Source organism: Polyangium jinanense (assembly GCF_028435265.1).
GTDB lineage: Bacteria > Myxococcota_A > Polyangia > Polyangiales > Polyangiaceae > Polyangium > Polyangium jinanense.
On record NZ_JAGTJK010000102.1, the window covers coordinates 1 to 18791 of the forward strand.

Annotated in this window: 13 protein-coding genes; 7 read left to right on the plus strand and 6 right to left on the minus strand. The window is 67.4% G+C overall.

Going from position 1 to position 18791, the window contains the following annotated elements:
- Positions 1-341: 341 nt before the first annotated feature.
- The 5 genes from KEG38_RS53130 to KEG38_RS53150 are packed head-to-tail and all read left to right on the plus strand — an operon-like array spanning position 342 to position 7522.
- A complete protein-coding gene (locus tag KEG38_RS53130; protein WP_272428703.1) occupies positions 342-1835 on the plus strand; it encodes a circularly permuted type 2 ATP-grasp protein in 1494 nt (497 codons plus the stop codon).
- The gene (locus KEG38_RS53135) at positions 1832-2848 is read left to right on the plus strand and encodes an alpha-E domain-containing protein (RefSeq protein ID WP_272428706.1); all 1017 of its coding nucleotides are present in this window, start codon (positions 1832-1834) and stop codon (positions 2846-2848) included. Before KEG38_RS53130 ends, KEG38_RS53135 begins: the two co-directional genes overlap by 4 nt.
- Positions 2849-2898: 50 nt before the next feature.
- Complete coding sequence (locus KEG38_RS53140; protein ID WP_272428708.1) at positions 2899-4215, plus strand: hypothetical protein; 1317 nt, start codon at positions 2899-2901, stop codon at positions 4213-4215.
- Positions 4212-5765 (plus strand): tetratricopeptide repeat protein, encoded by a 1554-nt coding sequence (locus KEG38_RS55950; protein ID WP_272428709.1) that lies wholly within the window; start codon positions 4212-4214, stop codon positions 5763-5765. The genes KEG38_RS53140 and KEG38_RS55950 overlap by 4 nt, the downstream gene beginning before the upstream one ends.
- A gap of 35 nt (positions 5766-5800) precedes the next feature.
- Positions 5801-7522 (plus strand): class II glutamine amidotransferase, encoded by a 1722-nt coding sequence (locus tag KEG38_RS53150; protein WP_272428711.1) that lies wholly within the window; start codon positions 5801-5803, stop codon positions 7520-7522.
- 3 nt (positions 7523-7525) lie between these two features.
- Here the strand turns inward: KEG38_RS53150 and KEG38_RS53155 are convergent, their stop codons facing one another.
- The 5 genes from KEG38_RS53155 to trpS all read right to left on the minus strand — a co-directional run bounded on the left by KEG38_RS53155 (position 7526) and on the right by trpS (position 12522).
- The gene (locus tag KEG38_RS53155; RefSeq protein ID WP_272428712.1) at positions 7526-9214 is read right to left on the minus strand and encodes a PAS domain-containing protein; all 1689 of its coding nucleotides are present in this window, start codon (positions 9212-9214) and stop codon (positions 7526-7528) included.
- A 293-nt stretch (positions 9215-9507) separates the two neighbouring features.
- Positions 9508-10062, minus strand: coding sequence for an SLOG cluster 4 domain-containing protein (locus tag KEG38_RS53160; RefSeq protein WP_272428714.1), 555 nt, complete (start codon positions 10060-10062; stop codon positions 9508-9510).
- A 2-nt stretch (positions 10063-10064) separates the two neighbouring features.
- Positions 10065-10253: a hypothetical protein gene (locus tag KEG38_RS53165; RefSeq protein WP_272428716.1), complete on the minus strand. Its 189-nt coding sequence runs from the start codon at positions 10251-10253 to the stop codon at positions 10065-10067.
- 685 nt (positions 10254-10938) lie between these two features.
- Entirely contained in the window at positions 10939-11469 is a 531-nt protein-coding gene (locus tag KEG38_RS53170) for a GrpB family protein (RefSeq protein WP_272428717.1), read from the minus strand.
- An 18-nt stretch (positions 11470-11487) separates the two neighbouring features.
- Positions 11488-12522 (minus strand): tryptophan--tRNA ligase, encoded by a 1035-nt coding sequence (trpS, locus tag KEG38_RS53175; protein ID WP_272428719.1) that lies wholly within the window; start codon positions 12520-12522, stop codon positions 11488-11490.
- A gap of 94 nt (positions 12523-12616) precedes the next feature.
- Between trpS and KEG38_RS53180 the strand changes: the two genes are divergently transcribed.
- Both KEG38_RS53180 and KEG38_RS53185 read left to right on the plus strand, forming a co-directional pair.
- Positions 12617-13243 carry a hypothetical protein gene (locus tag KEG38_RS53180; RefSeq protein WP_272428721.1) on the plus strand — a complete coding sequence of 209 codons (627 nt, stop codon included), beginning with the start codon at positions 12617-12619 and terminating at the stop codon, positions 13241-13243.
- Entirely contained in the window at positions 13240-14895 is a 1656-nt protein-coding gene (locus tag KEG38_RS53185; protein ID WP_272428723.1) for a TIM44-like domain-containing protein, read from the plus strand. The genes KEG38_RS53180 and KEG38_RS53185 overlap by 4 nt, the downstream gene beginning before the upstream one ends.
- Before the next feature lie 326 nt (positions 14896-15221).
- Here the strand turns inward: KEG38_RS53185 and KEG38_RS53190 are convergent, their stop codons facing one another.
- Complete coding sequence (locus tag KEG38_RS53190; protein WP_272428724.1) at positions 15222-18467, minus strand: FG-GAP-like repeat-containing protein; 3246 nt, start codon at positions 18465-18467, stop codon at positions 15222-15224.
- Between the last annotated feature and the right edge of the window lie 324 nt (positions 18468-18791).

An 18791-nucleotide genomic window follows, 5' to 3' on the forward strand; every position in this document is an offset into this window, starting at 1 on the left:
CCCGGACCCCCGCAGGGGCTATCCGCCCCTGCACCCGGACCAGCGCACGCGCTGGACCCGGGGCGACAGCGCGCGATGCGCGCTGTCGACAGGGAGAACGTCGCCACCAAGAACGACCGCTCGGCTGGCGAGTCGGCTCGTGGTCTTGCCATGGCCTGTTCGATGAACTGCGCATCGCGCAGTTCATCGACCCCGGGTCCAGCGCTTGCGCTGGTCCGGGGTGGAGGGGGCGGACAGCCCCCTCCTGGGGTGCGGGGCAACGCCCCGCTCTGCGCATCCCTGCGGAACACGCTCTGACGCGCTCTTTACGCGCTGCGTTCTTCCTGGATAGACTGGAGGAAGTGGCTGAAGAACCGCTTCCGTCGAGCCTCTTCTCCGGGTATCCGAGCGCGCCCGGCACGTATGACGAGCTCCTCGACCCGGGCGGGCACCTGCGCCTCCCCTTCCGACGCGCGCTCGCTCCCCTCGCCTCTGCCTCGCCCGACGCGATCACGCGCTGGCAGGCCCTCGCCGAGCGCGCCCTCCTCAACCAGGGCGTGACCTTCTCCGTCTACGCGGACTCGCGCGGCACCGAGAAGATCTTCCCCTTTTGCTTGGTCCCGCGCCTCGTTTCCGCCGAGGATTTTTCCCACGTCGAGCGTGGCCTCGAGCAGCGCGTGCGCGCGCTCGGCATGTTCCTCGACGACGTCTACGGCGAGCAGCGCATCCTCGCGGAAGACCCGCTCCTCCGCGAGCTCGTCCTCGGCGCCAAGCATCACCTGCCCATGCTGCGGGGCCTGCGCCCCTCGGGCGGCGTGCGCATTCACGTCGCGGGCATCGACCTCGTGCGTGGCCCCGACGGCGTCTTCCGCGTCCTCGAAGACAACCTCCGCACGCCCTCCGGCGTCTCGTACGTCCTCGAAAACCGCATCGTCTCGAAGCGCGTCTTGCCGAAGGTGTTTGAAGAGGCCCGCGTGCATCCGGTCGAGCACTACCCCGCGCGCCTCTCCGAAGTCCTGCGCTCGGTCTCCCCTGCCCCGCATGACGACACGCACGCCGTCGTGCTCACGCCCGGCCCTTACAACTCCGCGTACTTCGAGCACAGCTTCCTCGCCCGCACGATGGGCCTCGAGCTCGTCGAGCCCGCGGACCTCTACGTCGACGACGACCGCGTCTTCCTCCGCACCACGCGTGGGCCGCGCCGCGTCCACGTCATCTACCGCCGCATCGACGACGCCTTCCTCGACCCCGAGGCCTTCCGTCCGGACAGCCTCCTCGGCATCCGCGGCCTCGTCCGCGCTTACGCGAAGGGCAACGTCGCGCTCGCGAACGCCCTCGGCAACGGCGTCGCCGACGACAAGGCCGTCTACGCGTTCGTCCCCCAGATGATCCGCTTCTACCTCGCCGAGGAGCCGATCCTCGCCCAGGTGCACACCTTCGTCTGCGCCCGCGACGAGGATCTCCGCTACGTCCTCGATCACCTCGATCGGTTGGTGGTCAAATCGGTCGACGAGGCGGGCGGCTACGGCATGCTCATGGGCCCCACGGCCTCGGCCGCCGAGCGTGACTCCTTCCGCCGCCGCATCGAGGCCGAGCCGCGCCGTTTCGTCGCGCAGGAGCGCCTCGAGCTCAGCACCTGCCCCACCTGGGATGGCGCCGGGAGCGCGCTCGTTCCTCGCCGCGTCGACCTCCGCCCTTACGTCCTCACCTCGCCCGCGGGCCCGTGGGTCTTGCCCGGCGGCCTCTCGCGGGTCGCGCTCGTGCCTGGCTCGTACGTCGTCAACTCCAGCCAGGGCGGCGGCTCCAAGGATACGTGGGTGCTCAAATCAAATCCTTCGGGGAGAAACGATCCATGATCGCCCGCGTCGCCGACCACTGCTTCTGGCTCGGTCGTTACCTCGAACGTGTCGACTGCACCGCGCGCGTCCTCCACGTCACGCTTCACCTCTCGCTCGACGCCGAGCTCGGCCCCCGCCAGTGCTGGCTCCCCGTCGTCATCGTCTCCGGCGAGCGCGAAGCCTTCTTCACGAAGCACGGCGAAGCCGCGGCGGGCGACGGCGAGCTCGTCCAGAGCTACATGACCTGGGACGAGACCAACTACGTCTCGCTCGTCCGTTCGATCGCCGCGGCCCGCGACAACGCCCGCTCGATCCGCGAGGTCGTGAGCCTCGAAGTCTGGGAGACGTTGAACGAGCTCTACCTCTGGTCCCAGAGCTCCGCCGCGTGCGAGGAGTACACCTCGAACCGCTACGCCTTCTACCGCACCATCCGCCGCGCCATCGAGCTCTGCCGGGGCCTGCTCCAGAGCACGATGCTCCACGACGACCCGCTCGACTTCCTCTTGCTCGGTCTCCTCCTCGAACGCGCCGGCCACTCGGCCCGCATCGTCGACGTGCACCACCACGCGCTCAGCAAAGGCGAAACACGCCTCGAGGTCGTCGAGACCGGCGTGTGGCTCTCCATCCTGCGCTCGTGCTCCGGCAAGGAGCCCTTCATGAAGCGGCACCAGGGTCGCGTGACGGGCCCCGCGGTCGCCGCGTTCCTGATCCTCGAACCCCTCTTCCCCCGATCCGTCCGGCACGCCGTCGCCGAGGCCCACACGCGGCTCCTCTCGATCCGCCCGGCAGGCGCGAACGACCTGCCCGGCGAGCGCTCCCTCGCCCGCCTCGGCGCGCTCGATGCGTGGCTCGCGTCGCAGACCCCCGAGACGATCCTGCCGATCCACGACCTCGCGACGTACGTGGTCTCGGAGACGGGCGGCATCTGCGAGGAGATCGGCCGCGAGCTGCTGGGGTTTGGGGCTCCGTGCGCCGAAGGCGACCCGAAGCCCCAAGCGTCGAACGAGTACGGGGGCAGTTCCGCCGCTTGACGTGTGGGCGGGGGACCGCGTAGGCCGTGCTAGCCTGCGCGCCGAGATCCATGTCGACTCTCGTTTCCGCAACGCCACGAGCGCTCGCGCCTGCACGTACGCTGAGCGACGTCGTTCACAACTGCGACCAGGACGATCCCCTGCCGAGCGGGGATCCTCGGTGGCAGGACCTCTCGGAGGGGCGCGGCGACGCGGCTGCGGAGACGCTCGTGCAGGACCTGCTCGCGCGGAAGCCGGAGCAGATCATCCACGCGGCGTTCGTGAGCCACCGCGGCGCGGGCAAGAGCACGGAGCTCCGGCGCATCGCCGGCCTCGTCGGAGAGGCGTACCACCCGCTCTACCTCGAGGCGACGGTCGAGATGGATCCGATCCGGATCGAGTCCGAGGATCTGCTGCTCAACATCGCGCTCGCGGTCGAGAAGGAGATGCGTCGGATTGGCAAGAGCCTGCCTGCCGAGCTCCTCGGCCGCGTCGAGAAGTGGTTCGCCGACGCGATTCGCTCGACCAAGTGGGCGCAAGGCTACGACGCGAACGTCGCGGCGGGCATCGAGGGCAAGTTCGAGATCCCGTTCCTCGGCAGCATGTTCGCGCAAGCCAAGGCGCTCATGAAGCACGAGAGCGAGTACCGCACCGAGGTGAAGCAGGTCCTGAAGAAGTTCCCCGGCACGTTGATCCAGAACGTGAACGACTTCCTCGAAGCCGCGCAGCAGCGGCTCGACGGCCGCGCGCTGCTCCTGGTGATCGACAACCTCGATCGTTACGATCCCTCCGTCATCGACGAGCTCTGCGTGATCGGGGCCGATCGGATCCGGAGCCTCCGCTGCAACCTGATCCTTACGCCCCCCATCAGCCTCCTGCTTCAACCTCGGTCGGCCCAGCTCGACGCGAGTTACGCCTGTTACGACATGTTCACGGTCCGGCTGCGCCGGCGCGACCAGCGCTACGACGAGTTCGACGGCAAAGGTCGCGACCTCCTCGAGCAGGTCCTCGCCAAGCGAATCGATCTCGACGTGGTCATGCCGGACAAGGAGGTCCGCGACCGGCTGATCGCGGCGAGCGGCGGCGGGATTCGCGAGCTCCTGGATCTCGTCTCGTGGACCGCGAGGTTTGCCCGGCTGGGTGGGGAGCGAATCGCGGAGCAGGACGTGGAGAAGGCCATTGCGCGGCGCAAGCAACGGCTGCGGGACCAGATCAACGTGAACGGCTGGTGGGAGGCGCTCGGGCACATCGCGGAGACCAAGGAGGTCGGCGATGACGAAAAGTCGCTCGCGGTCCTCTTCCATCGCCTTGCATTCAAGTACAACGGCGAAGGCTGGTACGACGTGCACCCGCTCGTGGACGAGCTCATGCGGGAGCGGCGCCGGTGAGCTTCGAGCCCGAGGCCCTGCTCGGCGAGGACGACGGCCTCGTGCTGCGCCGGTTTTTCGAGTGGGGCGTGGGGCACGGGTTCGACCTGGCGATCGTGCAGATCACGACGCCGTGGAAGCGGGACGCGCTGATCGCGTGGGCGAAGGCGAACGTGCAGGGCGTCGCGGTGATCGATCTGCGGGAGGTCGGCCCTGACAAGCGGAGGCTGTGGGACGTGCTCCGGGAAGCGACGGCGCAGGAGTTGGGCGCGACGTCGCTGATCCTGCACGGGCTGGAGGAGGCCGAGGCGGAGGAGAGGATCGTCGCGCAGCTCAACGTGGAGCGGGACGAGCTCGCGCGGAGCTTTCCGCTGCCGTGGCTCCTGCTCGTACACCCGACCGCGGCGCAGGTGTTAGAGCAGAAGGCGCCCGATTTCGTGGACTTCGCCGGGGCGTGGATGTGGGAGGAGAAGCCCGAGCCGCTGCGGTTGGAGCTTGCGGCGATCGATGCTCGGCACGCGGTGGCAGCGCCGTTGGCCGCGCGGGTGATCGATGCCGGCAAGGAACTGCTCGTCGAGGCGCAGCGCGCAATTCAATTCGGCGCCGTCGATGAGGCGGCGGATCTGCTGGCGCGTTTCGATCTGAAGCATCCTGAGGCGCGGGAGGAGGATCCCGACCGGATCTCGCTCGAAGGCGCGAAGCTCGCCGTTCAGGGGAGGCTCGATGATGCGCGCGCTGCCCTGGAGGCTGCGCTTGGTCGCTACGACGCGAGGAGCGATCGTATGGGGCGCGCCGCGGTGGCTCATCAACTCGCGATCATCGATGAGCAGGCGGGGCGTTACGACGCGGCGCGGGCGTGGCTCCGCGAGTCCATCACGATCAACGCGGCGCTCGGAAATCGCCGATGGCAAGCCGGCTCCCTGCATGAGCTCGCGACCCTGGAGTGGAGGCAGGGTCGGCACGATGTAGCCAGAACGTTGCTACGGGAAGCCCTGGAGGTCTTCGACGAGTTCGGGGATCGGGCGGGACGCGCGGCGTGCTTGCATCTACTCGCCGTCATCGACGAAAGCGAAGGTCGGTACGAGGAGGCACGGGCGCTCCTCGGCGAAGCGATCGACATCAACAAATCGCTTGGAAATGTGGTGGGACGTGCAGCATCCCTGCTTCAGCTCGGGTGCATCGAGTTGAAGCTTGGGCGATACGACGAGGCTCAAGGCCTCTTCAGTGAATCGTCAGCCCTCGCCAAAACCACAGGAAGTCGCGCCCTTTACGCATCGGCCCTGCATCACCTCGCGATCGCCAAGGTGAAACTGGTGCGTTACGAGGACGTTCGTACGTTACTCGCAGAATCGATGACCATTCGGGCTGACATCGGGGATCAAGCGGGCCTCGCCGCATCGCAGATCACCGTGGGTCAGCTCGAAGTCGTCGAGGGACGCTTGCATGAAGGTCGCCGGATGGTCCTGGCGGCCATCCAGATCCTCGAAGCCATCGGCTCCGGCCAGGTCGAAGAAGCTCGCGCCGTCCTCCGCAAGATCGACGCTCTCCGGCACCCCCCCACCCCGTCCTAGCTGCCCTCCCTCACTTCCGCAGTACACTCCCCTCGATGCCGAACCTCCTCGCCATGTCGTTCGAGGGCGAGCTCGCGCCCTGCTTCGACCTGTGCTGCCTCCACCCGGGCTCGAAGCGCCCACCCGATGGCTGGGGCCTCGGCTACTACCCTGGCGGCGAGCCCAGCGCCTCCGTCCTCAAGGAGCCCGCGCCGCCCCACGGATCCATCCGCAGCGAGCTCGTCAAGGCCTGGGAACACCTCGCCGCCTCGCTCTTCGTCCTCCACATCCGCACCGCCACCTGGGGCGCGATCAGCGACGCCAACACCCAGCCCTTCTCGCGCAGCTACGCCGGCCGCGACTGGCTCTTCTCCCACTGCGGCAGCCTCCGCCATCGCCTCGAACGTTCGAACACCAAAGGCCTCTTCGAACCCACCGGCTCCACCGACAGCGAGCTCGTCTTCTGCGAGCTGCTCGCCTTCTTCGCGCAGAACGGCTGGCGCAGCATCGGCGACGCCGATCCCTCCGCCGTCCGCGCCTTCTTCGAGCGCCTGGGCGCGCACGGCAACATGAGCTCCGTCCTCACCGACGGCCGTGATCTCCTCGCCTACGCCGACGCCCACGGCGAGGGACAGCTCCACCTCGGCACCATCTGCCCGCCTTACGAAAAGCTCGTCCTCGAAGACGCCGATCTCCACCTCGATCTCGGCCGTCGTGGCGTCGAGGCGCAGAAGGGCATCCTCGTCGCCTCGAACCCGCTCGAAGGCTCCGGCGCCACCTGGAAGGCCCTGTCCCCGGGGCACCTCCTCGTCGTCCGGCAAGGCGCCATCATCGCCGACATGCCGCCCGGCCAGGCCACCGCGGCGCGCGCCGCCGGCCGTGATCTCCAGCGTCCCGCGCCTGCCGAGGCGCGCCGTTTGTCGATCGTCCACCGCACCTCGTATCGCTACGACAAGCCCGTCGAGCGCAGCTCGCACCTGCTCCGCCTCACGCCGATCCACGATCGCCTGCAGACGCTCCACGCCTCCACCATCACGCTCTCCGTCGACGGCAAGCAGCGCGACTACGACGACGTCTTCGGCAACCGTGCGCGTAAAGTCGTGATCGAGCAGAGCTACACCGAGCTCGTCATCGAGGCGCGCTCCGAGGTGAGCCTGCTCGACACCGAGCCCTTTGGCCTCCGCCCCTTCCACGCGCGGAGCACCATCCCGCTCGTGTGGATGCCCTGGCAAAGGCAGGTTTTGCAGCCCTACCTGCTCCCGCCCGAGCTACCCGAGAGCCAGCTCGAAGTACTCGCCCGATACGCGATGACCTTCGTCGAGCGCAACGACTACGACCTCGTCGACACGCTCTTCGACCTGAACCAGACGATCCACCGCGACTACCTCTACCAGAAGGGATCCACGAGCCTCTCGACGACGCCCTACGAGGTCTACACGCGGCGCACCGGCGTCTGTCAGGACTTCGCGAACCTCTTCATCTGCCTCGCCCGCCTGCTCAGCGTCCCGGCGCGTTACGTCTGCGGCTACCTTTATACGGGCCCGAAACAACCGAACCACAGCATGGCCGAGGCCTCCCACGCGTGGGTGCAGGTCTACCTGCCCGAGGTCGGCTGGAAAGGCTTCGATCCGACGAGCGGCGTCGTCACGCAGACCGATCACGTGCGCCTCGCCGTCGGTCGCAGCTACGTCGACGCGACGCCCACCTCGGGCACGATCTACCTCGGCGGCGTCCGCGAGACGCTCGACGTCGCGGTGCACGTCACGCCGATCGAGTGACCCTCAAGGCGCAACCGGCAAGAACAACCTGAGCCGCGTGCCTTTCCCCGGCACGTTCTCCACGTCGATCCGCCCGCCGTACGCCGAGACGAAGCTCTCCGAGCGCGAAAGCCCCGCCTCCCCGGCGCGATCCGCGCTGCGCCCGCTCCCGAACACCTCGAAGGAGACCATCCCTCCGCTTGCGGGCGCGAGCACGACGCGCACCTCGTTCGCCTTCGGATCCCCCTCCGGCAGCGCGCGCGCCGTCCGCAGCAAGAGGTCCACGAGCAAGAGCGCGATGCCTGCCGGCTCTCCCGCGACGAACGGCACGTCGGCCACCTCGGACGAGAGCCGCGCGCGCGCCGCGATCGCGCCGGTCGTGAGCATGAGCGCAGCCTCCACCGCGCGCTTCATGTTCGTCTTCGGCGGCGTCTCCCGCGACGCCTCGCCGAGGATCCGCATGTCGCGCACGAGCGACGCCATCCGCTTCGCCCCGAGCGCCGCCTCGTCGAGCGCCTTCGTCACGTCTTCGCTCTTCGACGCGCCAAGCGCTTCCGACACGAAGCCGATGTTCCCGATCAGAAACGAGAGCGGATTGTTGAGCTCGTGCGCGATGCCCGCGGAGAGCGCCGCCGCCGTGGCGAGCCGCGCCTCGGCCTCGCGTTGCCGATGCTCCGTGATGTCGCGCAGGATCGACACGAGCTGCCGCTCTTCCTTGCGCACCGCGAGCAGCGCCCGCTTCTCGACGAGCACCCGCAGCGATCCATCCGGCGCCTTGATCGTCACCTCGCGCTCGTCCGTCGTCTGCGGCCACCGATCCGGCCCGGTGCCCTTCGGCGCAGGCTTGAGCGCATCCGCCGACTGCCCGAGGACCTCCTCGCGTGATCGCCCGAGGAGCGCGCAAAACGCGCGGTTCGCGATCGTGAACCTACCTGTGTCGTCCTCGACGGACAGCGGATCCGGAATCGCATCGATCACGGCGATCCGCGCCTCGGCCTCGAGCTTCTCGTGCTCGGCGTGGATCATCGCGGTGATGTCGCGCGAGACGGTGACGAACTCCTCGATCACGTCCGTACGAGGATCCCGCACGGGTCGGCTGATCGTCTCGAGCCACGCATACTCGCCGTCCTTGCGCTGCAGCCGGATGATCGCGCCCGCGACCTGCGCGCCCGCATCGAGCGCGCCGAGCGCCTCGAGGAGCTTCGACACATCCGACGGATGCAGGATGTCGAGGATGCTCGACCCGAGCAGCTCATCGGGCTCGTACCCGAGGACGGTGCGACAAGCCGGCGAGATGTAGAGGCGGACGCCGCCGGGCGAGAAGCGCGCGAGGATCTCGGTCGAGCTCTCGGCGAGATGGCGAAAGCGCTGCTCGCTGCGCTCGGCATGTCGGAGCGCATCCCCGAGCATGGCCGCGCGCACGGCATCCTTCTTCCGCTGCGCCACGCGCCGAAACAGGAGTCCCACGCGCGACGCGACGAGGCGTTCGTCGTTCGGCCAGAGCATGAAGTCATCGACGCCCTCGTCGCAGAGCGCCTCGACGTGCTCGGGCGTGATGGCCATCGCGAGGATGACGGGGCCGCCGTCCGGGGCGCTCCGGAGCGTGCGACAAGCGGTCATGATCGAAGCAAAGTCCTGCTCGTCCTCGGACGACAGGAGCACGGCGATCCCGATCCCCGCGCTCGACGCCGCCGCGAGCTCCAAGGCAGGCACGACAGCAACGTCACTGCACTGATCCCGAAGCAACCGCTCGATCGGTTGTGGATCGGCCTTGGAAGAAGCAACGAGCAAAGCCTTCATACGCGAAAACCCCGCACATCCTGCCACACATTTGTGGAGGGTGTCTCCCCCGATGGTCTTTTGGGGAGGGTGTCGCGCTCGATGGCGCGACACCCTACGGCCCTCACTCCACTTCGTTTCGTTCGGGCCTACCCGGCGATATGGCTGCTGGCTCGCTGGGTGAGGTTGCGAGGGCTTGGGGGGCGCTTTGCCGTGGGGTTTCGGGTCTAGGTGGTCGTTTGGTGGCTGGCTCGCTCGGCGAGTGCCGCGACGACCTGGCGGATCGCGTCCGTGCCGCTGGTGGCGGGGATCACGTAATCGTCCATCGTGTCCGGGAATCGTTGCCTGTCGTCGATACGGACGCCGGCGAGCTCACCGCTCCAGCCTGCGATCTCCAGGGCCACGACGATTCGATCGTGGATCCAGGCCATGGCCATTTCCGACAGCGTCCCCGCGCCCCCGCCGACGGCGACGATGGCATCCGCATGTGCGACGAGCGCATTCCGCAAATGCCCGAGCCCGGTCGGAATCGCGATATCGACGTACGTATTGGCGGCCCGTGGGTCATGCCCCGGAAGCAGCCCCACGGTATCCCCCTCCTTGTACCGCCCCGACGCACGCGCGCCGCGACAAGCCGCCTCCATGACACCGCCGAGGCCGCCGGTGAGGACACGAAAGCCAACTTCCACAGCCGCACGACCCGCCTCGAAAGCAGCTTCGTACGCCGGAGATCCAGGGAGAGCGGTGCCGTCACCGATGATGGCGAGAAGGGGGCGGGGCATGGTCAAAACCCGTGCTTGTGGAGGTAGCAGCCGCACATCAAGGAAAAGGGCGCGTCCGGCTGCGCAAAGCAACGCAAGAGCGAGAGCTCCTCGCTCATCAGCGTCTTACCGCCAGACTCTATCATCCTGTCCTCGATGGCGTCGACGATCTCGAGCAGCGACAAGAGCCGCCGGATGCGCGCGAGATCCATGATTTCAGGCCTCAGGCCGCATTTCTGGATTGTCCGGAGTCCCGCCCTTCTCACACCGGATCCAACATACGCAGGGTGCAAGCGGAGGTCCGAACGACCGGAAGAGCGTTCTCTCCAGGTGTAAACGCAGGTCCAGACGTCCGGAACGCCGTCTGCAAGCGTTGCAAGCACCGATCAGAACGCTCCAAACCCCGCCTGCACGCGTTGCAAGCACCGATCAGACCGATCAGAACGCCGTCTGCAAGCGTTGCAAGCACCGATCAGACCGCTCGGAACGCCGCCTGCAAGCGTTGCAAGCACCGATCAGATCGATCGGAACGCCCTCTGCAAGCGTTGCACGCGCCACTTGGCGCGTCCGAACCGCATGGGTCTCATCTGGGAGGCGCTGCGCTGGGGCTTTGCCCCAGGCCCCACCAGGGGCTGTCCGCCCCTGGACCTGGACCAGCGCAAGCGCTGGACTCGGGTTCGATGAACTGCGCGATGCGCAGTTCATCGAACAGGCCAGGTCAAGACCCACGACGTCGTCGCCAGCGGGCAACGCACCTTCCTGGTCTTGCCACCGGCCTGTTGGAAGAACTGCGCATCGCGCAGTTCTTCCACGAATGGTCCAGGGCTTGCCCTGGTTCGGGTCGAGGGGCGAACAGCACCCGCGGGGCCCGGGGCAGCGCCCCGGCGCGACGCCTCGTCAGCTCTTGGCCGCCCAGGCCAGCGCCCGCTCCCGCAGCCCCCGCACGAACGCGTCCTTCGCCTGCGAATACGACGAAAACATCGTCGCCCCGCGCGCCACGGCCTCCTGCTTGTGCTGCGCGTACGCCTCGATCTCCGCCGGATGACTCCGCAGATACTCCCGCACCGCGAGATTCGTCTCCCAGAACGACTTCCCGTACTCGGTCACCGCCACATTAAAATGCGGCGCGGCCCCCCGCTTTCGCAGATAGATCCTCCCCGGTACGAAGATCTCTCCAAAATCCTCGTACCCGAGCGCCACGAGCCCCGCGACGTGTGGCTTCGCCGCCTGCAGATCGGCCACGCCGACCAGGATGTCGATGATCGGCTTCGACACGAGCCCCGGCACCGCCGAGCTCCCGAATGGCTCGATCGCCACCACCACGGGCCCGAGCGCCGCCCGCACCCGCGCCGACTCCGCCGCGTATTCGAGGGGCCAGCGCGCATCGTAGGCGACGATCGAAATCGGCTCGTCGACGTCCCCGCGCATGGCCCCTCCCCTCCCCGGTTACCCCTTCGCCGGCGGCGCCGCCGGCACGAGCCCGATCTTCTTGTACACCTTCGACAGCGTCTTCCACGCCCGCGCCCGCGCCTTCTCGGCGCCCCGCGCGAGGATCTGCTCGAGGCCGGCCTTGTCGGCCATGACCTCCTGATACCGCTTCTGGAACGGCTCCAGCGTCGCCACCACCACGTCCGCGACCTCGCTCTTCAGATCGCCGTATCCCTTCCCCGCGAAATGCGCCGCCACCGCCTCCACCGGCTGGTTCGTCAGCGCCGCGTGAATGGTCAAGAGGTTCGACACCCCCGGCTTGTTCTCGACGTCGTAGCGGATCTCCGTCTCCGAGTCCGTCACCGCGCGCTTGAACTTCCGGCGGATCACGTCCGGCGTATCGAGCACCGCGATGTAGTTGTCCGGGTTGGGGTCGCTCTTCGACATCTTCTTCGTCGGCTCCTGCAGAGCCATGATCCGCGCACCCACCTTCGGCACGAAGATGTCCGGGGTCACGAAGGTCTCCGAGTATCGCTGGTTGAAGCGCTGCGCCACGTCCCGCGCGAGCTCGAGGTGCTGCTTTTGATCGGCCCCGACCGGCACCAGGTTCGCCTGATAGATCAGGATGTCCGCGGCCATGAGCACCGGGTACGTGAACAGACCCGAATTGATGTTGTCCTCGTGCCGCGCCGACTTGTCCTTGAATTGCGTCATGCGCGACAGCTCGCCCATGTACGTCATCGTCCCGAGCACCCACGCGAGCTCGGCGTGCTGCGGCACGTGGGATTGGAGCACGATCGTCGACGCCTCCGGATCGATCCCGCAGGCAATGTACTGCGCCGCGAACGACAGGCAGCGGTTGCGAAGCTCCGCCGGCACCTGCTTCACGGTCAGCGCGTGCAGATCGACGACCAGGAAGACGCAGTCGTACTGGTGCTGGAGCTCGACCCAGTTCTTCAGCGCGCCCACGTAGTTGCCGAGCGCGAGCTGCCCGCTCGGCTGGATCCCCGACAAGATGACTGGCTTCTTCTGCTGCTGGGTCGACTCGCTCACGCGTGCCCTCTATCGCCGGACGCCGTCCGCGTCAACCCCTCGCATTCGTTCTTGCTCCCGGGCATTGACACCTCTACCTTGCGGGCGGACGACGATGAGCACGCGGGATTTGCTTGATTCCAAGGCCAAGGACGAGGCCTCGCGGGTCATTCGGGAGCTCGAAGCGAAGACCTCCGCCGAGGTCGTCGTCGCCGTCCGCGCCGTCTCCGGCCCCTACCGGCATACCGATTGGCTCGTCGGGTTCGTGCTCTCGTTCGTGGCGCTTTGCGTGTTTCTTTTTCATCCCGCGCCGTTCGACGACGACCTCCTGCCTGTCGAGATCCTCCTCGTTTTCGCCCTCGGCGGATTCATCTCGGCGAACGTCCCGCCCCTCCGGCGCGCCCTCACGTCGCGCCGCCTGATGGCCGAGAACGTCCGCCGCGCCGCGTGCACGGCGTTCGTCGAGCGAGGCATCTCCCGCACCCGCGGGCGCACAGGGCTTTTGATCTACGTCTCCACGTTCGAGCGGCGGGTCGAGCTCGTCGGAGACATCGGCCTCGATTTCGACGCGCTCGGCGACAACGTTTCAGCGGCGCGGCGGCGCATCGAGGCGTCGATCGAGAATGCGGGCGGACTTCCGGCCTTCCTCGCCGCGCTCGGAGAGCTCGGCGTCGCGCTCGGACGAGCGCTCCCGCGCGCCGAGGACGACGAAAACGAGCTCGCAGACGAGGTGAGCGCATGAAGCGGACGAAGACGTTTGCGGCGCTCACCCTCGCGGCCGGAATCGGCCTCGCATCGCCTTTCCTCGGAAGCGACGCGGCCGCGCGCCCAGGCGGAGGGCAAACCTTCAGCGGCCGAAGCAGCTCGTCGTCCTCCTCCTCGTCGAGCCGCTCCTCGTCCTCGTCCTCGTCGCCATGGAGTGGCTCGTCCGGGAGCCGCTCGTCCTCGTCCTCGCCCTCGTCCTCGTCGCCGTCGTCGTCTTCCGGATCGAGCTCGTACAGTGGCGGATCCGCGGGGTTTTCGGGGCCATTCGCGCTCGTCGTGCTGGCCATGGGGGCCATTTTTCTCGTCGTGGGCAACATCCTCCAGAAGCAACGCGAGAACGAGCGCGGCTGGGAATCGAGCCTGCCGGATCCGGCCGAAGAGCGCACGCGGGCGGCCCGGCGACGCGCGCGCGAGCAAAAGCAGGCGCCATCGGAGAAGGCACGCCGCCGGAAAAACCATTCCTCCATCGAATCCGCGCTCCTCGCCCTCGGCAGCAAAGACACGCATTTCTCGCGTGTCCTCTTCGAGGATTTCCTCTACGCGCTTTATGCCGAGGTCCAGGCCGCACGCGGCAAGGGCACGCTCGACGCGCTCGCGAGCTATCTCGCCGAGGGCGCGATCGCCGCATATTCGCCCTACCCCGCGGCCGAGGTCCGAGACGTCGTCATCGGCGCCATGCGATTCGAGGCCGTCGTCGCGCAAAGCGAGCCCGTCCGCCGCATCGAGCTCGTGGTCGGCTTCGAGGTAAACTACACCGAGGTCTCGGCCGAGGGCGAAGAGCAGAGCTACTGGGTCGTCGAAAAATGGCGTCTCGTCCGGGACCCCGACGTGAAATCACGTCCCCCTGAGAAAACGCGTCTCTTCGGCTGTCCGAACTGCGGCGCGCCGCAGGACAAATCCATCGGCGCGAAATGCCCCTACTGCGGCATGGTCGCCTCCACGGGCGCGCTCGACTGGACCGTCTTCTCCATCGACATCGAAGCCCGCGAGCCCCGCGGCCCCATGCTCACAGGCACGGTCGAGGAGGTCGGGACGGATCTACCGACCGTCGTCGCGCCCGACGTGAAATCAAGATGGTCCGCGCTCACGGAGAAGGATCCGGAGCTCCGCTGGTCGTCCTGGAAGGCCCGCGTGGAGGCCATCTTCCAAGCGTTTCACGAGGGCTGGTCGAGCCAGAACCTCGCGATCGTGCGCCCGTACCTCTCGGACAACCTCTTCCAGGCCCAGCGCTACTGGATCGACACCTACCGCAAGCAGAAGCTGCGCAACATCACGGAGGACGCGCGCATCGTGTCGATCGACCTCGCGCGTGTCCTCTCGGACGCCCATTACGACGCCGTCACGGTACGCGTCTTCGCCTCCTGCCGCGATTACACGGTCGACGGGGACGCGAAAGTCGTGGCCGGCAGCGAGACGAAGAAGCGCGCCTACAGCGAATACTGGACGCTCATCCGCGGCGCCGAACGACGTGGCGCCCCGCGGGTCGATCCCGTCTGCCCAAACTGCGGCGCCCCGAACGCGGAGATCAACATGAGCGGAGCATGCGGCCATTGCAAAGCGCACCTCACCGCCGGCGAATTCGACTGGGTGCTCTCGCGGATCGAGCAGGACGAGGTGTATCGGGGATGAATTGAGCCGCCGCGCTGGGGCTTTGCCCCAGACCCCACCGGGGCTGTCCGCCCCTGGACCCGGACCAGCGCAAGCGCTGGACCCGGGGTCGATGAACTGCGCGATGCGCAGTTCATCGAACAGGCCGAGTCAAGACCGGCGAGCGACCTGCCACCCAAGACCGCAGCGCTGACGTTTCAAGCGGCAACGCCGTCCCACCGGCCCGTTGGAAGAACTGCGCGCAGCGCAGTTCTTCCACCAAAGGTCCAGGGCTTGCCCTGGTTCGGGTCGAGGGGCGAATAGCCCCCGCGGGGTCCGGGGCAGCGCCCCGGCTCAGCGGTGCAGGATCAATTGATCCCGCAAACCACCTTGCCGTTCGCCTCGTCCTTGTTGTTGCCGTCGTTGCACTCCTGCACCGTGTTTTGCGGATCGACCACGGCGTAGATGAGCACGAGCAGGTTCGGCGGGAAGTTCGACATCTTCGACGTCAGCATCACGCTTTGACCTGGATCCAGCGGGCCTGGGATCGTCTCCTCGTGGATCGGCGTGCCGCCCTGGTTGGGATCACCTGCGTAGAAGCGCACGAGGATGTTGCTCGCTGGCGCTGAACCCTCGTTGTATACCGTCGCCGATACGGTTGGCGCCGGGCACGAGCCTTCCGTGGCTGCGCCTACGTCGATGCGCAGATCTGGCTGCGCCTCGCCCGGGGACACGATGGCTTCGAGTGTGTTGTTGTCCTCGATGCATTCGCGCTCCTGGTTTGCGTCGTCCACGACCACGCGCACCTTCTCCGGCAGCGTTCCCGGCGAATTGTTCGTCGCGTCGTAGCTCACCGTCACCAGGATCGATTGCCCCGGCTCCAGGCTCGTCCCGAGCACGGCGGTCAGCGGCGTCTGCGCGGCGTCCGCATATAGCGGCTCGCTCGGCATCCCGTTCATCCATTCGCCGTAGAAGGCGACGACCACGCCCGGGCCCACGCGCACGTCGCCGTCGTTGCGGATCTCGACCGTGATGTCGAGTTTTTTCGAAAGCTGCCCGCAGGCTGCGTCCGGTGACGACATCTGGATGCCTGGCACCCGGAGATCCGGCGCGACGCCGAAGGAGCGCGGGTTCGAGCGGTACGTGTTGTACTCGCGGCCATTGTAGAGCTTCCAGCTCTCCGGCTCGAGCGCCGGGATCGCGCCGCTCTCGAGCACGTTCGTCACGTGGTAGGCGTGCTGGTTCCAGATGCGCCGCGCGGGCACCCACGTGTCGCTCGTGTCGCCCCAGACGGCGATGCCGTTCGGATAGTTGAAGCCCACCGAGCACGAGCTCGAATCGTTGTTCGAAGAGAACACGATCTCCGCGTTGCCGTCGTTGTCGACGTCGGCGATGACCGGGTTTTCCGTGCGCGTCCGGCTCGGCGAGTGCTCCTTGAAGAGCACCTCCGACGTCGTACCGTCGTAAATGCGGAACCAGCACTCGTCGTTGTAGATCACCTCGGCCGCGCCGTCGCCGTTGAAATCGAAGACGCTGGAGGCCGTCACGCGGCTCGAGTCGTCCTCCGTGATGCGCAGCCAGCCGTTGTGCAGGCACACGCACGAGCCTTTCGCCGTGTTGCAGACTGCGCCCGCGCTGCATTCGGCGTCGGTCGTGCAGGCCGCGCCGGGCGCGCGGGCGGGGTTCATGTTGGCCGCGGCGTCGCTGATCGCGGTCGGCCACGCCGGGCAGCTCGCTGACGTCGATTGCAGGTCGATCATCATGTACCGCGTACCGAATGCGGTGCCGATCTCCGGGTACCCGTCGCCGTCGAAATCGTCGACGTTCGGCGCGCCGCCGTTGTCGCCCGCGTTCAAATTCGTGAAGCGCTGCTGCGTGCCGGTCTCGCCATTGTAGATCGCGAGGTAACCACGCGAGATCAGGATGACCTCGGGCTTGCCGTCGGGCTCGTTGCCGGGGCCCGGCGCGGCTGCCTCGTCCGCGCCGAGGATATCGGCGACGGCGCAGAAGCCCTCACGTTGCGTGGCCGGCACCTTCGCGACCCCATTGACGGCCTGCGCGTCCCAGACGACCTCGAGCTGGCCGAGGCAAAATGCGCTCATGTCGCCCGCCGCGCAATCGGCGCGCTTCGTCACACCGGCCGGCGGCGTGGGGAATTTGTAGACCGTGCTGCCCGCCACGATCTCCTGCCTGTTGTCCCCGACGAGGTTCGCCACGCAGGAAATCGCGCCCTGCCCGTTGTTGCCATTGACTGTGAGCGTACCGGCGAACCGGTCGACGAACACGAGCTTGTTCGTCACGGGATCCTTGCCGAGCGTGAAGACGAACCGGCCCACGATGATCTCGGCGAACCCCTTGCCATCCACGTTCGCGAGCGTGATGGCGGGGACGTTGTAGCCCGCCGAAGGCAATTGATTGACCGCCGTCTGCACGATCAGGTCGCCCTTGTTGTCGAGGATGGCAACGCCGCCGGTCGACACGCCCGCCACGACCTCCGTGGGCATGACGATCTCCGGCACGCCGTCATTGTCGAGATCGCCCGCCGCGAGCGAGCCCGTCGAGTTGGCGATGCCTTGCGTGTTCACCCACGCCTTGTTCAGCGGATCGCCCTCGTGCCAGACGTTCGTCCCGGCATTGGCGAAATAATCCTTGCCCTTGTTCGGGCCGCCGCCGTGGATCGCGCGGACCACGCCGTCCTCGTCGGCGAGCGTGCTGTGGTACGTGGTGAACACGATCTCCGGGAAATCGAGCTCGTTGATGAGGCCGTCGCCATTGTCGTCGTCGAGGTTCACGACGAGCGGCGTCATGCTCACCTGCGCCGAGCCTGCAAAGGGCGCATTGACGGCCACGTTGTTCGGCGTGACGCCGGTCCCGCCCCACTGGATCTCCTTCTTCGGCAGGACCTGCGAGAACGGCACGGGCGGCAGCGTGCAGGTCGCAGGCTTGCCCGTGCCGACACATTGACCGACCTCGCAGGCCGTGTCCGGCGGGCAATCCCAGTCGTCCTCGCAGGGGCACGAAGCATCGCCCATGCCGGAGTCCGTGCACATGCTCATGTAATAGGACGTGCTGCCGCAGGTGAATTGCGCGGTCGTCCCGCTGCCATTCGCCTGGCAAGCGTAGAGCTCGTTGCCCATGCAGGTCGTCGTGCCGGGGGCGCAGGCGTCGTCGACGCAGATCGTGCCATTGCAATACTGGCTCGCCGGGCACTCGACGTCCTGCGTGCAAGAGATGTCCTTGCAGATCGCGCCGCCGCCGGGCGTGACCTCGCAGATCTCGGTGGGCTTGCAGTTCAGCATGCCGCACTCGTTGTTCACGCAGCCAGGCATTCCCTCAGGGAGCACCTCGCAGTGCTGATCCGGCGGGCATTGGATGCCGACGCACAGATCACCGCCGCCGCCTTGGCCACCCTGGCCGCCAGCGCCGCCGGGGCCAGTGAGGATGATTCCGCCGTCGCCGCCATCGCCGCCCATGCCGCCCGTGCCGCCTTGGCCGCCGCTACCAGATTGTGTCCCCGAAGAGGTTGGCTGCTGGGCCTCGCCGCCGCCACATGCAGCGGGCAGCAAGGCGAGCAGCGGAAGCGCTGTCAGGAGAAAGGAACTCGATCGTCGCATGACCGAGCAGGATATCGGAACGACGCGCCCACGGAAATCGAGAAAAGGCTGCGTACAGCGTGACGCGGCGCCCGCGCTTCACGGGCCTAGCATTGCTTGGGGCCGCCGCGCCGGGGCGCCGCCCCGGACCCCGCGGGGGCTGTTCGCCCCTCGACCCGAACCAGGGCAAGCCCTGGACTCGGGGTGGAAGAACTGCGCGATGCGCAGTTCTTCCCACAGGCCGGTGGCAAGACCAGGGACCGCGTTGCCAGTCGAAATGGCAGCGCGGCTGTCTTGGCTGGCAGGGTCTGGCCTGTTCGATGAACTGCGCATCGCGCAGTTCAT